At 56.8% G+C, this 15,246-nt stretch carries 12 protein-coding genes; 4 read left to right on the plus strand and 8 right to left on the minus strand.

Annotated features, from left to right (window positions below; genetic code table 11):
- Positions 1-42 precede the first annotated feature (42 nt).
- Both JC200_RS06160 and JC200_RS06165 read left to right on the plus strand, forming a co-directional pair.
- The gene (locus JC200_RS06160; protein WP_274435324.1) at positions 43-237 is read left to right on the plus strand and encodes a YjzC family protein; all 195 of its coding nucleotides are present in this window, start codon (positions 43-45) and stop codon (positions 235-237) included.
- A 191-nt stretch (positions 238-428) separates the two neighbouring features.
- Positions 429-1,634, plus strand: coding sequence for an ornithine--oxo-acid transaminase (locus tag JC200_RS06165; protein WP_274435325.1), 1,206 nt, complete (start codon positions 429-431; stop codon positions 1,632-1,634).
- A 243-nt stretch (positions 1,635-1,877) separates the two neighbouring features.
- Here the strand turns inward: JC200_RS06165 and ctaD are convergent, their stop codons facing one another.
- The 3 genes from ctaD to JC200_RS06180 form a co-directional block, all read right to left on the minus strand.
- Entirely contained in the window at positions 1,878-4,088 is a 2,211-nt protein-coding gene (gene ctaD, locus JC200_RS06170; protein ID WP_274435326.1) for a cytochrome c oxidase subunit I, read from the minus strand.
- Between the two features lie 53 nt (positions 4,089-4,141).
- Complete coding sequence (coxB, locus tag JC200_RS06175; RefSeq protein ID WP_274435327.1) at positions 4,142-4,819, minus strand: cytochrome c oxidase subunit II; 678 nt, start codon at positions 4,817-4,819, stop codon at positions 4,142-4,144.
- A gap of 152 nt (positions 4,820-4,971) precedes the next feature.
- Complete coding sequence (locus JC200_RS06180) at positions 4,972-6,147, minus strand: MFS transporter (RefSeq protein WP_274435328.1); 1,176 nt, start codon at positions 6,145-6,147, stop codon at positions 4,972-4,974.
- A 260-nt stretch (positions 6,148-6,407) separates the two neighbouring features.
- Between JC200_RS06180 and JC200_RS06185 the strand changes: the two genes are divergently transcribed.
- Positions 6,408-7,568 (plus strand): THUMP domain-containing class I SAM-dependent RNA methyltransferase, encoded by a 1,161-nt coding sequence (locus JC200_RS06185; protein WP_274435329.1) that lies wholly within the window; start codon positions 6,408-6,410, stop codon positions 7,566-7,568.
- 1,175 nt (positions 7,569-8,743) lie between these two features.
- Here the strand turns inward: JC200_RS06185 and JC200_RS06190 are convergent.
- Entirely contained in the window at positions 8,744-8,920 is a 177-nt protein-coding gene (locus tag JC200_RS06190; protein ID WP_274435330.1) for a hypothetical protein, read from the minus strand.
- A gap of 124 nt (positions 8,921-9,044) precedes the next feature.
- Here JC200_RS06190 and acnA point away from each other — a divergent pair, with 124 nt between their 5' ends.
- The gene (gene acnA / locus JC200_RS06195; RefSeq protein WP_274435331.1) at positions 9,045-11,771 is read left to right on the plus strand and encodes an aconitate hydratase AcnA; all 2,727 of its coding nucleotides are present in this window, start codon (positions 9,045-9,047) and stop codon (positions 11,769-11,771) included.
- Between the two features lie 662 nt (positions 11,772-12,433).
- On the opposite strand, the gene JC200_RS06200 is transcribed toward acnA, so the two are convergent.
- The 4 genes from JC200_RS06200 to JC200_RS06215 all read right to left on the minus strand — a co-directional run bounded on the left by JC200_RS06200 (position 12,434) and on the right by JC200_RS06215 (position 15,242).
- The gene (locus JC200_RS06200; RefSeq protein ID WP_274435332.1) at positions 12,434-13,201 is read right to left on the minus strand and encodes a glycerophosphodiester phosphodiesterase; all 768 of its coding nucleotides are present in this window, start codon (positions 13,199-13,201) and stop codon (positions 12,434-12,436) included.
- A 192-nt stretch (positions 13,202-13,393) separates the two neighbouring features.
- Positions 13,394-13,519: a hypothetical protein gene (locus JC200_RS06205; RefSeq protein ID WP_274435333.1), complete on the minus strand. Its 126-nt coding sequence runs from the start codon at positions 13,517-13,519 to the stop codon at positions 13,394-13,396.
- A 158-nt stretch (positions 13,520-13,677) separates the two neighbouring features.
- On the minus strand, positions 13,678-13,875 hold the full coding sequence (locus JC200_RS06210; RefSeq protein WP_274435335.1) for a hypothetical protein: 198 nt from the start codon (positions 13,873-13,875) through the stop codon (positions 13,678-13,680).
- Between the two features lie 74 nt (positions 13,876-13,949).
- A complete protein-coding gene (locus JC200_RS06215; protein ID WP_274435336.1) occupies positions 13,950-15,242 on the minus strand; it encodes an MFS transporter in 1,293 nt (430 codons plus the stop codon).
- Positions 15,243-15,246 lie beyond the last annotated feature (4 nt).

The raw sequence follows: 15,246 nt of genomic DNA on the forward strand, positions 1-15,246 counted from the left end.
CATACTAGCGTTGAACGAACAGGTTCAAGCGGAGGTGACAGCGTGGGACAGCACAATCAGTTTGAATCCGGCTGGGAAGCCCCGAACGATGGCGTCTACGTCGAGGTGAGCGAGCGCCCGGACGGTGGCAACTTGCTGAAGCCAAGGAGAGTGCGGCTGCGCAGAGGCGATACCTTTCCAAGCCTAGGGAACAAGAACCGCAAGTGGACGCGCACGAAAGGCCACCACAACGGTTGATTATGACAAGGGACGGGGCATCTACCCCGTCCCTTGTCATGCAGGCGCACCGAACCAATGAGTCCACGGATACATACGATTGTGGCAACGACGTGTAGAGGGTGTTGAACCCCTGCGAAAGAGCAAGGATAATAGGGGGTGGAGTGTACAAGGTTCGGTGCTCGGCGACCCGAACCCAAGGAGGATATTCGATGGCACAGACTAGCACAAAGTCACAAGAATTGATGGAGCAAGCTGAAACGCTTGGAGCTCACAATTACCACCCGCTTCCGATTGTCGTGGCACATGCGGAGGGCATCTGGGTCGAGGACCCGGAAGGCAATCGTTATATGGATATGTTGAGTGCGTACTCGGCGCTAAATCAGGGGCACCGACACCCAAAAATCATCGCGGCGCTGAAGCAACAGGCTGACCGCGTCACACTCACGTCACGAGCGTTCCACAATGACCAGCTTGGCCCGTTTTTTGAGCGCCTGTCCGAGGTCACCGGCAAGGATATGATTCTGCCGATGAACACCGGGGCCGAAGCCGTGGAGACTGCGCTGAAAGCCGCCAGGCGTTGGGCATACGAGGTGAAAGGCGTAGCGGAGAACCAGGCTGAGGTGATTGTCTGCGAAGATAACTTCCACGGTCGCACCATTACTGCCGTCTCACTCTCCTCTAGCACCGAGTATCAGCGCGGGTTTGGTCCGCTAACGCCCGGATTTCGCATCATCCCGTACGGGGACGCAGATGCGCTGGAAGCCGCCATCACCCTGAACACAGCCGCATTTCTGGTCGAGCCGATTCAGGGAGAAGCCGGCATTCACATCCCTCCGGATGGCTTCCTTAAGCGAGTTGCAGAGGTCTGCCGCGCAAACAACGTGTTGCTGATGGCCGATGAAATTCAGACTGGCTTCGGTCGAACGGGCAAGTGGTTTGCCTGCGAATGGGAAGGCGTGACGCCGGATGTGTACGTCATGGGCAAAGCCCTTGGCGGCGGTGTGCTGCCGGTCTCTGCAGTCGCAGCGAACCACGACATTCTCGGACTGTTTGAGCCGGGTTCGCACGGTTCGACTTTCGGCGGCAACCCGCTTGCCTGCGCTGTGGCGATTGCAGCACTCGATGTGCTCGAAGAAGAACAGCTACCGGAACGCTCGCGAGTGCTCGGCGACTACCTGCTTTCCGCCCTGCGCAAGATTGACAACCCGCATATCGTCGAAGTTCGCGGACGGGGTTTGTTTATCGGCGTGGAGCTTGATGAACCAGCGCGGCCGTACTGCGAACGGCTGATGGAACTTGGGCTGCTGTGCAAAGAGACGCACGAGAACGTAATCCGCTTTGCACCTCCGCTTGTCATCAGCCAAGAGGAACTCGATGAGGCAATCCGCCGCATCACCTCAGTCCTCAGCGCCTAACGCCCGCGGGTGTCAACCGCGAATTGCCGGTTGCTCCCAACTGCGAGTAAACAAGGGTTGTTTCCCCCAAGCACCCGTTCGAGGCCGGGGGAAACGGCCCTTTTCCCATTCTCCGTGTTACCTTCTCACTTTTTCAACTTCGATAGGTATGTAGTGTATTTCAAGACCAGCAGGTTGATGGCCACGAACACAAACACACCAAACGCGAATCCAATCAGTGCCATTCTGCCACCTCCATTCAGGTCAGGTCAGGTGTTGTCCGCACCACGTTGCGAAGTTGCGGACCGTGATGACATGCTCAATCAACAGAACAACAATTCCAAATAGTGCATTGTACAGCCACCAGTTCATCGCTGCCGGGAAAAAGTAATTCAGTCGAGCTTTGTTCCCGTACGAAGCGTACCAGCCGGAGACGGTCAAGAAGACAACCGATGTGACAGACACCGCGAGTTCCATCAAGGCTGCGGGCGCATAGGCTGTGCGCATCTGAACCGACGTGAAGGTAAACCACAAGAACAACCGCAGGTCAATACCGGCGACAGCTACGTAGGACAGCACGGTCACCGCGAGCACTCCGTTAAACGCTGGCCAACGGTTCTTTGCAAACAGCGCACCAGCGACAAGGCACAAGATACCGGAAACCATCAACAGCAAGGTCAACCAGTAGGGTAAGTCTTGTAGTCGTGCCAAATCAGGCAGCGTAAATTTGGATGGTCTCCAGTTGCGCAAGTAGACGTTTGAACCGACGAGGGATGCGGCTGCGAAGGTCAACGCGCCGACCCCCAACCAGATGGCGAGGACCAGATTGCCTTGGCCATCACGGGTTTGTTCTGGCGCCGTATGTGGCTCGTCGTCGCCCGGTCCTAAGTACGGGTACGGCTGATACGGAGTGCCCGTCACGACCGGGGTGTCATCGAAGTTGTATTCCGGCGGTGGAGATGGCACTGTCCACTCCAGCGTCTGTGCCTGCCACGGGTTTGACCCCACGGTGCGGCCGTATTTGGCCGAGAACAGCAGGTTTCCGAGGATGAGCAGCGTCCCCACACCAAGGATGTAGGCACCTATCGTCGAGACTTGGTTCCAGAAGTGAAACTCCGGCGCATATGTCGAATAACGCCGCGGCATACCGGCAAGGCCAAGCAGGTGCATCGGGAAGAATGTGACCTGTGTGCCGACGAAGTAGACCCAAAAGCCTGCATAGCCCCACTTTTTGTTGTATATCCTTCCTGTTACCTTCGGAAACCAGAAGAACAGGCCCGCCATGATGGTCATGACGCTGCCGCCAAACAACACGTAGTGAATGTGCGCAACAATGAAATAGGTATCGTGCAGAGACAGGTCAAGCGGTACGGAGGCAACGATGACGCCGCTGAAACCGCCGATGATAAACGAGCCAATAAAACCGAGCGACGCGAACAGCATTGGCACTGCGTACTCGACTGACCCGCCCCAAATCGTCGCGAGCCAGTCAAAGACCTTCACAGAAGTCGGCACCGCGATGAGGAGCGACGTGATCATGAACGGAATGCCGGCAGACATCTGCATACCAGCAACAAACATATGGTGCGCCCACACGAAGAAACCGAGGAACCCGATTGCGACACTGGAATATGCAATCGCGTGGTAACCAAAAATCGGCTTGCGAGCGAATACCGGCAACACTTCAGAGATAATGCCAAAGCCAGGCAAAATCATGATGTAGACAGCGGGGTGTGAATAGAACCAGAACAGGTGCTGATAGAGCATCGCGTCGCCGCCTTGGGCCGCGTTGTAGAAGGCGGTGCCAAAGTGCCGGTCGAGCAGGAGCGTCGTGAGGGCCCCAGTCAATGCCGGTGTCGCAAACAGCTGTATGATCGCGGTGACGAGCATACTCCAAGTGAAAAGCGGCATCCGATTGAGGGTCATGCCAGGGGCCCGCATCTTAACCACAGTGACTATGATGTTCATGGCTCCGAGAATTGACGCAAGACTGACCAAGTGGACCGTCATCACCCAGAAGTCAATGCCAGGACCGTGGGATAGGATGCTGTAGGGTGGATAAGCGGTCCAGCCCGCATCTGGCATGCCAAAGAACATACCAGTCATGAACACGAAGCCACCAAGCAGATACAGCCAGTAACTGAGCGCGTTCATGCGCGGGAACGCCATTTCACGGGCGCCCACTTGAAGCGGAACTAGGTAGTTGCCAAAGGCACCGGTTAACATCGGAATAATCACAAGGAAGACCATGATTGTGGCGTGCATAGTGTAGAACTCGTTATAGGTCTGAGATGATACGAACGTGCCAAATGGCGACGACAGCTGAGTGCGGACCCCAAGCGCAAATAAACCACCGACCAGATAGAAAAACAGTGACGTCACACCGTACATAATGCCGATTTTCTTGTGGTCGACCGTCAACATCCAATCTCGCAGGAACGACTTGTCTCGTGGTGCTCGAAGTGCGGCTTCCATCCAACCTCCCACCCTACTCAAAAGTCATCATCTACGCGCGAGCGACTTTCTCCTCAGCTGCTCGACTGTTGCCTGCAGAGCTGCTGTGCCAACCACTGCCGATACTCAGCTGGAGACACTACTTTCATGGTCGCGCGCATCTTCGAGTGGAATAACCCGCAGAACTGATCACACGGAACTGGAAAAGACTTGCCGATATACGTAGGGTCGAGGTTCACCCAAAACCGCGTCTGGCGCCCAGGCAGCGCATCCTGCTGAATCCGAACAGAGGGGATATAGAAACCGTGGATGACGTCTGCCGACGTAATGTCAAACACAACAGGCTGACCAGCCGGCACTTCAAACGTGTCATCCCAACTCGAAACATCGACACCGTTGCTGTACTTAAATTCCCACTGCCACATGTGACCCGTGACATGAATGGTGTTGGCTGAGGCGGTAACCGGGGGATTTTGTTCAGCGTACACACTTCGCAAGCTAATCACGCCGATGACAACCAAAATGACCGTAGGGGCGACGGTCCACATGAGTTCCAGCAAATTGTTGCCATGGACCGCCTTGCCCGTCCGATTTTTGTCCGTCCGACGGTAGCGCACAATAAACAACACGAGCAGAACTTCAACGACGACGAATAACAATGCGCAGATCCCCAACACGATATAAAACAAACGGTCCACTCGTTGTGACATGTGCGTGATCGCGGTCGGTAACCACGACGCGATGTTGTGCACACTATACACTCCTTGGCGGGTCATGATGACTTGACACTGCACTTACGTGCCTCGGAATGCGGAGCACACTTGCATTCCCAAGTATCTTCACGTCACCTTACCACTCTGCCCCACACCCTGGCGGAGTTAAACCCATAGCAAGGACCATATTTTCAAACCGTATCTGTCAGAATTCTCTCCGGTTCTTGTTGCGAACGGGCATACGCGTAGACCAGTACCATCGCCAACAGAGCTACAGCCGCAGCTACGAAAAAGGGAAGACTCATATGGACCTCAAAAAGCAGGGTAGCCGTGAGCGGGCCGACGACTCTGGCCAGGCTATCCATCGACGACAACAGCCCATTGGTTAGTCCTTGACCCAGAGTTGTCCGTTTTGTGATGACCGAAGTTAGCGTTGGCTTGATCACTGTGTTACTAGCGCCAAAAATGGTCATAAACAGAGTCGCTGTTGCAAAATTGCTCGAAAGCGTAATCAGCCACAGGCCAACGCCGGAGACGAACAACCCGATGTACATGGCCGGGACTTCTCGGCCATGCGTCACATAGCGCTGAACAATGCCGCCTTGGACTAAGGCGCCGACAACCCCCGAGATCGCGAACATCCAGCCGATCTCCTGCGCCGTCGCGTTGATCCGCGCCATCTCGAAGTACTGAAAACAACCTTCCAGCGCCGCGATCGAAAACTGCGCAACAAAATCAACCAGATAGAGGTAGCGCAAGGGCCCTGCGAACGCTGTCCAACGCGAGGGGCGCTTCACGACGGCGCCACGCCCCTGTGGCATCAGCGACTCGCGCAGAGATGTCGCCGCCCAAATGGCATTCGCAAGCGCAAGCCCCGCGGCGGCGAAGAAAGGCACAGCAGCACCATACACACTGAGGATACCGCCAACCGCGGGTCCCAGAATAAAGCCAAGTCCGATTGATACTCCCGCGAAGGCCATACCCTTGGTGCGCTCCTCTGGCGTCGTCACATCTGCGACGTATGCCATCGCAGTCGCAGTGACTGCGCCAGAAAAACCACCCCCAATGATGCGGGCGATATACATGAGCCACAAAATGTGCGCGGCGAGGCCAAAGACCAGGAAACTCACAGCATACCCGACGAGACCGATGACGAGGACCGGCTTTCGACCGATGCGGTCCGAGATACGCCCCCACAATGGTGAGAGAACAAACGCCACAGCCGAGTACACTGCGAGCATGAGTCCTAGGTTGTACGGCCTAGCGCCAACGTGTGAGACCATGAGCGGCAGAACTGGGATGATCAGCCCAAAGCCGATGAAGACGGTTACGAGGACAACCAGAATGACTGTCAATTTGCGGATCACGCCTAGTCCCCCCTTTCGCTATCTTTGAGGATAACAAACAGACAGCGCCAGTCCAACTCGACGAACTACCGAAGCAGCGATTTGCAGGGTTGGCGTCCTAGAATGAGGCAGCGTACAGGGGTATAATCCCTAGCAGACGTTTAAAGGTTGTCCTAAATTCTCAGCAAAACCAGAGGTTCGGGCGGCCCTGCTGGCGCACCGCACCAACAGACCTTTACCGGAGATTTGCGCAAACCCATGATTTGAGAGGAGCACTGCGCGTGACCGTAGACCAGCCACCCACCTCCCCGACCTTCACTTTACAAGCCACGACCGCATTCGGCCTTGAAGCCGTTGTGAAACGGGAACTCGAGCAGATTGGCTATCCGCCAACGCGAACTGAGAACGGCTTTGTCGAGTTTTCGGGTGGTCCGGAGGCGATTGCCCGAGCCAACCTGTGGCTGCGTTCGGCTGACCGGGTTGTGATCGTGGTCGGACGCTTTCAAGCCGAGACGTTCGATGAATTGTTTGAAGGAACAAAAGCGTTAGACTGGCCGGACCTGTTGCCCGAAGACGCGTCATTCCCGGTCAGTGGTAAGTCTCTAAAGTCGACACTGTCAAGCGTTCCGGCTTGCCAGCGTATTGTCAAGAAAGCGATTGTCGACTCCCTCGGGAAACGGTACAAACGCGAGGTGTTCGAAGAGACCGGAGCACGTTACTCCATTGAAGTCTCGCTCTTGAAGGACGAAGTCACCCTCACTCTTGACACAAGCGGCGCCGGCCTGCACAAGCGCGGATACCGAATGTTGACGGCCGCTGCACCGATTCGAGAGACACTTGCCGCCGCGCTTGTGCAGTTGAGTCGCTGGCAACCGCACCGTCCCTTTGCAGATCCGCTCTGTGGCTCTGGCACGATTGCGATTGAGGCCGCTCTGCTTGGGCGCAACCAAGCCCCCGGTCTGAAGCGCGACTTTGATGCCGAGTACTGGGACATCTGCCCCACCAAGATGTGGGACGACGCTCGCTCAGAAGCCGAAGCCGCAATCCGCACGGACGTTGAACTCGATATTACAGCGAGCGACATCGACCCTGAGGTGTTGAGCCTCGCCCGGTTTCACGTCAAGAAGGCTGGAGTGGCGGACTGTGTGCGTGTGGAACAACGCGATGTGGCAGAGTTTGCTCCACCACGCCCATACGGCTGCATTGTCACAAATCCGCCATACGGTGAACGCATCGGCGAGAAGAAGCAGGTTGATGCCTTATACCGGTCGATGGGTGAGTCGTTGCGGGCACAAAGAACGTGGTCAGTGTTCGTGATTAGCTCAGCGACTGACTTCGAACGGTTCTACGGCAAACGCTCTGACAAGAAACGCAAACTCTACAACGGCCGGATTCAGACGAACTTGTACCAGTACCTTGGTCCGCTGCCACCGCGGAAGTAGGCACGGCGCGTGGCACCTAATGGCACCTAATGGCACCTAATGGCACCTGCGCCAGCGTGGCCACGGGCCAAGGCGGGTGGCCGGGGCCGGTGGCAAAATGACACCTACGTGAGCGGGGCGGCGGGTGAGGGCGGGTGGTAGGTGTCAAAATGACACCTACGTGAGCGGGATCGCGGTGGTAAGTGTCAAAATGACACTTACGCGAGTAGAGCCACGGTGGTAAGTGTCAAAATGACACTTACGCGAGTGGAGCCACGGTGGTAAGTGTCAAAATGACACTTACGCGAGCGTGATCGCGGTGGTAAGTGTCAAAATGACACCTACGCGAGTGGAGCCACGGTGGTAGGTGTCAAAATGACACCTACGCGAGTGGAGCCACGGTCGTAGGTGTCAAAATGACACCTAAGCGAGCAGGGCCGCGGTGGTAAGTAACAAAATGACACCTACGCGAGTGGAGCCACGGTGGTAAGTGTTAAAATGACACCTACGCGAGTGGATCCACGGTGGTAGGTGTCAAAATGACACCTACGCGAGCAGGGCCGCGGTGGTAAGTGTCAAAATGACACCTACGCGAGTGGAGCCACGGTGGTAGGTGTCAAAATGACACCTACGCGAGTGGAGCCACGGTGGTAGGTGTCAAAATGACACCTACGCGAGCAGGGCCGCGGTGGTAAGTGTCAAAATGACACCTACGCGAGCGGGATCGCGGTGGTAAGTGTCAAAATGACACCTACACGAACGGGGCCGCGGTGGTAAGTGTCAAAATGACACCTACGCGAGTGTGACCGTGGTGGTAGGTGTCAAAATGACACCTACGCGAGCAGAGCCACAGTGGTAAGTGTCAAAATGACACTTACGCGAGCGAACCTAGGAATCGGCTTCCATCTCTCTGTATGGTTGCAGCAAGGCTGCGACCCCTCCGCTGGGTGAAACACGCGCGACTCCGCCGAAAGTAACAGGGCTGCCTCCGGTGTACTCCACCTTTGGGCAGCCCTGTTTGAGTTGTCTGGTCGCCTTTACGCCTTCGCCTTTGCGCCTTCGCCTTTACGCCTTCGCCCTTACGGCGCTTCATACAGTGATACACGAGTATCCCGCGCAATGCGGGCAACCCCCAAACCACAGGTGGTTGTGTGCCACCCCCCACTACGTGCCGCCCTCTGCCATTCCACAGCACCTCACTGCAGCGCACGTACGGTAGGAATAGCGGAGAGAGCCTGTCGCGAGAGCACACCGCCACCCTTTTTCTTGCAAAGCACAGAGCCTTGGTAGTAGAGTGACAAAGGACTGTTTTTGCGGTATCCCATGCCGCTATCTCGTTTCGTCATTTGGTCATCGACGTTTGTGATGTCCATTCGACAAATGCCTTGCAGCTCTGCGAAAATAAGTGAGAGAGAAACAAGACGCCCTACTTCCCGTTATTCCATTTCACACGATTCAATCCTCTAACACCAAACTGAATTACGTGGAGGGATTCACATGGTTTATCACGATCCATTCGGAGCACGTGCCAGACTTTCCGCCGCGGGCCAGTCGTACACCTACTACCGCCTGTCTGCGCTGGAGGAAAAAGGTGTTGGCCCAGTCTCCAAGCTTCCTTTCTCCATTAAGATTCTGCTCGAGGCTGTGCTTCGCCAGATCGACAACAAGGCGATTGGCGAAGACCATGTGCGTGCGCTCGCGAACTGGAACGCAGCAGCACCACAGAAGGACGATGTACCGTTCAAACCAGCACGCATCCTGCTCCAGGACTTCACGGGTGTTCCAGCCGTCGTCGATCTCGCAGCACTTCGCTCCGCCATGCACCGTCTGGGCGGTGACCCGAAGCGGATTAACCCACTCATCCCAGTCGACCTCGTCATTGACCACTCTGTCCAAGTTGACGCGTTTGGCACCAAAGAAGCGTACGAGTTCAACATCCAGCGCGAGTTCGAGCGCAACGAAGAGCGCTACAAATTCCTGCGCTGGGCGCAGAAGTCGTTTGACAACTTCCGCGTCGTCCCACCCGGTACCGGCATCGTTCACCAAGTGAACCTGGAGTATTTGGCGAAAGTTGTGCAGCAAAGACAGGACGGCGACGAAGTCGTTGTCTTCCCAGACAGCCTCGTCGGTACGGACTCGCACACCACAATGATCAACGGCATCGGTGTGCTTGGCTGGGGCGTCGGCGGCATCGAAGCTGAAGCTTGCATGCTCGGACAGCCCCTCTACCAGTTGCTCCCGGAAGTCATCGGATTCAAGCTGACCGGTAAGTTGCCGGAAGGCGCGACGGCTACAGACCTAGCGTTAACCGTCGTCAATATGCTGCGTAAAAAGGGCGTCGTCGGCAAGTTCGTGGAGTTCTACGGACCCGGCCTCAGCAACATCGGCCTCGCAGACCGCGCAACCGTCGCTAATATGGCGCCGGAGTACGGCGCCACGATGGGCTTCTTCCCAGTCGACGCGGAGACCTTGAACTACCTCCGGAGCACGGGTCGTGACAGTGACCTCATCGATCTTGTCGAAGAGTACACCCAAGCCCAGGGCTTGTTCCGCACCGACAGCACACCGGATCCGGTGTTTACCGACACGATTGAACTCGACCTCGCGACTGTCCAGTCACGGATGGCTGGCCCGAAGCGGCCGCAGGACCGGATCGAACTGTCCGATATGAAGTCGAACTTCGAGTCCGCTTTGACAAAGCCGATTGACCAGGCTGGATTTGGCTTGTCTGAAGACCAGGTCGATAAAGAAGTCACCATCAATCACGAGGACGGTAGCACCAGCACGATGAAGACCGGTGCGGTCGCCATCGCCGCGATCACCAGTTGCACCAACACCTCCAACCCGAACGTCATGGTCGGAGCAGGCCTGCTCGCGAAGAAGGCCGTCGAGCGCGGCCTCGTGACGCCGAAGTATGTAAAGACCAGTATGGCGCCGGGATCGAAAGTGGTGACCGACTATCTCGAGAACGCGGGATTGATTGAGCCGCTCGCGGCGCTCGGTTTTGACCTCGTCGGCTACGGCTGCACGACCTGCATCGGAAACAGTGGTCCGCTGCCAGACGAAGTCGGACAGCCCATCGCAGACAGCGACCTGCTCGTTTCGGCAGTGTTGTCCGGCAACCGCAACTTCGAAGGTCGCATCCACTCGCTGGTGAAGGCAAACTACCTGGCATCGCCGCCGCTCGTCATTGCCTACGCGCTCGCTGGCACGGTCGACATCGACCTGACCACAGAGCCGCTTGGCACTGACAAGAACGGTCAGCCGGTGTACCTGAAGGACCTGTGGCCGACGTCTCTCGAGATTCAAGAGACAATCAGCTCGGTCATCAATCCGGAGATGTTCCGCAAAGAGTACGAGCACGTGTTCTCCAGCAACGAGCGCTGGAACGCCATTGAAACGCCGGAAGGACAGTTGTACGAGTGGGATTTGGCGTCCACCTACATCCAGGAGCCGCCGTTCTTCGTCAGCCTCACTGTCGACCTGCCGGAGACTGAAGACATCGAGCAAGCGCGCATCCTGGCACTCCTCGGCGATTCAGTGACAACGGACCACATCTCGCCAGCAGGCAACATCAAGGTCGATTCGCCGGCAGGCACGTATCTGACTGATCACGGTGTCAAACCGTACGACTTCAACTCGTATGGATCGCGCCGCGGCAACCACGAAGTCATGATGCGCGGCACCTTCGCGAACATCCGCATCCGCAACCAAGTGGCCCCTGGCACTGAAGGCGGCGTGACGAAGTACCTGCCGACGGACGCAGTGATACCGATTTACGACGCGTCGATGAAGTACCAGAACGACGGTACGCCGCTCGTCGTGATCGCTGGCAAGGAGTACGGCACAGGCAGCTCGCGCGACTGGGCTGCAAAGGGCACGAACCTGCTCGGTGTGCACGCGGTCATCGCAGAGAGCTTCGAACGCATCCACCGCAGCAACCTCGTCGGCATGGGCGTCCTGCCACTGCAGTTCAAGGACGGCGACTCTTGGAAGTCGCTCGGCTTGACTGGCACGGAGAAGATTCAGATCCGTGGTCTAGAAGGCGAGCTTGCGCCTGGCCAGGACCTCGAAGTCGTCGCAACGCGCGAGGACGGCAGCCGCTTCAACTTTGCCGCCCGCCTGCGCTTAGACAGCGCGATTGAGGTGGAGTATTACCGCAACGGTGGTATTCTCCAGACGGTGCTTCGCAACTTTGTGCAGGAGCAGTACGCGAAGGCGTAAAGGCGAAGGCGACCAGACAACTCAAACAGAGCTGCCCAAAGGTGGAGTACACCGGAGGCAGCCCTGTTACTTTCGGCGGAGACACCGGCGGAGGGGTCGCAGCCTTGCTGTGACCATACAGAGGGACCGAAGCGATTCCCAGGTTCGCTCACGTAGGTGTCATTTTGACACTTACCAACGCGGCTCCGCTCGCGTAGGTGTCATTTTGACACTTACCACCACGCCCTCGCTCACGTAGGTGTCATTTTGACACTTACCACCACGACCCCGCTCGCGTAGGTGTCATTTTGACACCTACCACCACGCCCCCGCTAGTGTAGGTGTCATTTTGACACTTACCACCACGACCCCGCTCGCGTAGGTGTCATTTTGACACTTACCACCACGACCCCGCTCGTGTAGGTGTCATTTTGACACTTACCACCACGCCCTCGCTCGCGTAGGTGTCATTTTGACACTTACCACCACGACCCCGCTCGTGTAGGTGTCATTTTGACACTTACCAACGCCGCCCCGCTCGCGTAGGTGTCATTTTGACACTTACCACCACGCCCTCGCTCGCGTAGGTGTCATTTTGACACTTACCACCACGACCCCGCTCGCGTAGGTGTCATTTTGACACTTACCACCGTAGCTCCACAATGAGCGGTAGTGACGATGACTCAGTGTCGGCGCGGACGAGGTGCGCAGAGTGCGCGAGCGAGGTCTGGATGCTCCGTGATCACGGCGTCAACCCCCCATCGACAGAAGCGGCGTAGGTCGTCTTCGGCGTTGACCGTATACACTCGCACCTTCACCCCCTGTTGCTGAATTTGGGCTATCTGCTCAGCAGTTACGCTTTTATAGTACGGATGTAATGCCCCAGCATCGAGGTAGCGCGCGTACAGCCACGGGTCGACCAGACCGTCTTGATAAAGCAGTGCAATTTCAGCTTCTGGCTGCGCACGTTTCAACCTTCGCAGCGGTTCATGGTAAAACGACGACACAATGGTCCGGGCGCCAAGTCCGTACGCGATCACGCGCTCCCACGCCCGAAACTCAAGAGCAGGGTACGGGGTATCGCCGTACTTTAACTCGAGGTTTAGCATCACTGGATAGGGCGCCTCAGCGGCTAACATCAGCACTTCGTCCAGAGTAGGAACACTCACGCCAGCGAACTCGGGCGCAAACCAACTCCCCGCATCGAGGCGGCGCAAGTCACGCAAAGTCTGCTGTGCGACTTGACCCGAGCCGTCTGTCGTGCGGTCTACCGTATCATCATGGATCACGATGAGTTCCCCGTCAGCGGTCATTTGTACATCGAATTCGATCCCGTCAGCCCCCGCCTCAATTGCGAAGGCAAAGGCAGGCAGTGTGTTTTCCGGTGCGCGAGCGGCGAATCCGCGGTGTGCGTAGACTTGTGTGCGAACCTTTTGTGATGCGTCGAACAAAGAGTTGACCTCCTGACTTGCCGTGACGGACGATGCGTGACGGCAGCGTCCTGCTACATATGCGTCCTGCTACATATGCGCGGTGGACAATCGGAACTGCGCGCCCATCGTATCACACGGGTATGTACAATACTCGTCGACCCACCAATTGCAGTGGGTCGACTGAAACTATATGAAGGGAATCGTTCGCGATTAGTAGGCCGCGCCTGCCCCCGCACCTACGCCCATGCCGTACCCCGGCACGAGCAGGAAGAACAGCACGAAGATAATCAGAAACACCACTGCCCAACGCGTGTAGCCACCAAAGACTCCGTACATTGTAACGCCTCCCTTTCAGTCAAGATGCTACACTGTACGCTCGACTACGGGCGCTCGCAGCGGAGATTCGCCTAGTTGGCGCAGAACGGGCGGGGACCCCAGGGTTCCCGCCCGTTGACTTGATGCCTGTCAATCTGTTCCTTGCGCAGTGAAGGATGCTACTGCAGGTTCGAGACTGACGAACCGTATTCTCCGCCGAGGCGGCGCGAATACTTTCCAACTTGAGGTGTGCCGTACCGATGGTTCGCCATTTTCGCTACAGATTCCCCTCGAGCCATGCTCGCAGAAGCTGTACTGCTCATCACCGGACCAGACGCTTCATCGCCGCGTCCAATAGACTTGCGTCTCGACGTCATGGCAAGCCACCCCCTGATTGGCATCAAATCGGTAGTTAGAGTTCCCGCCAACCGCTGCATCATACAACCGTCCGTTATGTAGCGACCCCATCGCCGTACACTTGGCCTTCAAAGCGGCGGAACGATGCCCGATAAAACAGCGCGCCGACCAGGTACATGCCGGCTGTGACAGAAAAGACAATCGCATACCCCGTGTAGGCACCGTAGTGGTGTACGACGGTGGTACTGACGGGACCCATTACAGCCCAGCCGAGGGTGAACATTGTCTGGCCGGAACTGACAGCAAAACCCTTCAAGTCGTCGTCCACCAAGGCCATCATGACGGAGTCTTGAATTGGGTTGCTGCAGTTCATTAAAGCTTGACGCAGAATCACGGCGCCTGAAGCAAACCACATGTTCCGAAAGAACGCCGTCATAATCAGAAACGGGATGGAAATCAGTTGAAATCCAGAGGCTGATTTTACGGGCCCAAACCGCCGCGCGGCAGCAGGTCCGACGAACATCGCCAAAGCAGTCACTGCCTGTCCGAGCGCCATCACAACGCCAATACCCGCCTTCGGCATGCGGAACCGTTCGAGAAAGTACAAGTTGAGATACGGGATCACAAGCCCTGCTCCAAAGCCGATGATGGCAGACGAAATTGTAAAGCGCACAATCAGTCCAAGTTGATCCCGGCGTTTACGCACTGCTCTCAGCGCTGCGCCCATCGGTTGTCGCTTTTTCTCCTCACCCTGAGTAGCTGCGTCCGCAATCCTGTTCTCCTCAATGCGAGAAAACGGGATCATCGCGGACAGACCAATGACAGCGCCAGTCAGCAGCGTCACCCGCACGGACCACAACTCGCCAGTGGGTGAGCCAGCGAATACCGTGTGCCCGAGAACCCCTGACATGCCCCCCGCCAGCAGGTTGCCCAGCACCTGAGCTGCTAAGGCGACGCCAAAGTTGACACTGAACAGATGGAAGCGCTCGTCCTTGCGTGTGTTTTCGGCCAACAGAGGTAAGGCAGAGACCCAGATGACAGAGGTCACCAAGCCCGTGGCAAAAGCCCCTGCGACAATCCAGACCGGGTTGTGCATGACAGCCTGAACCATGTAGAGCAAGGAACTTAGCACTCCTGCGACAAACATTGCGCGCTTACGTCCAATGCGGTCGCTCAGCATGCCCGCAGGAACAAGGCTAATCGCACCTGCAATCGAGCCAGCAGACACGTAGTACCCTGCAACGGGGTCAGGCAAGCCCTGACTCTTGATATACAAGTTATAGAGTACGCTGAAAAAGCCCGAACTGATCTGCGTCAGAAACGAGGCCACAAAAAAGAAGCGCACGTTTCGGTGTGCGCCGAGAAGTGCCGATTTGTATTCGTTCACGAGT

Source organism: Alicyclobacillus sp. ALC3, from assembly GCF_028751195.1.
GTDB lineage: Bacteria > Bacillota > Bacilli > Alicyclobacillales > Alicyclobacillaceae > Alicyclobacillus_L.

Coding starts and splice junctions, on each gene's coding strand:
- JC200_RS06165 (WP_274435325.1), top strand. CDS start 429: ATGGCACAGACTAGCACAAAGTCACAAGAATTGATGGAGCAAGCTGAA.
- ctaD (WP_274435326.1), bottom strand. CDS start 4,088: ATGGAAGCCGCACTTCGAGCACCACGAGACAAGTCGTTCCTGCGAGAT.
- JC200_RS06190 (WP_274435330.1), bottom strand. CDS start 8,920: ATGGACATCACAAACGTCGATGACCAAATGACGAAACGAGATAGCGGC.
- acnA (WP_274435331.1), top strand. CDS start 9,045: ATGGTTTATCACGATCCATTCGGAGCACGTGCCAGACTTTCCGCCGCG.
- JC200_RS06205 (WP_274435333.1), bottom strand. CDS start 13,519: ATGTACGGAGTCTTTGGTGGCTACACGCGTTGGGCAGTGGTGTTTCTG.
- JC200_RS06210 (WP_274435335.1), bottom strand. CDS start 13,875: ATGACGTCGAGACGCAAGTCTATTGGACGCGGCGATGAAGCGTCTGGT.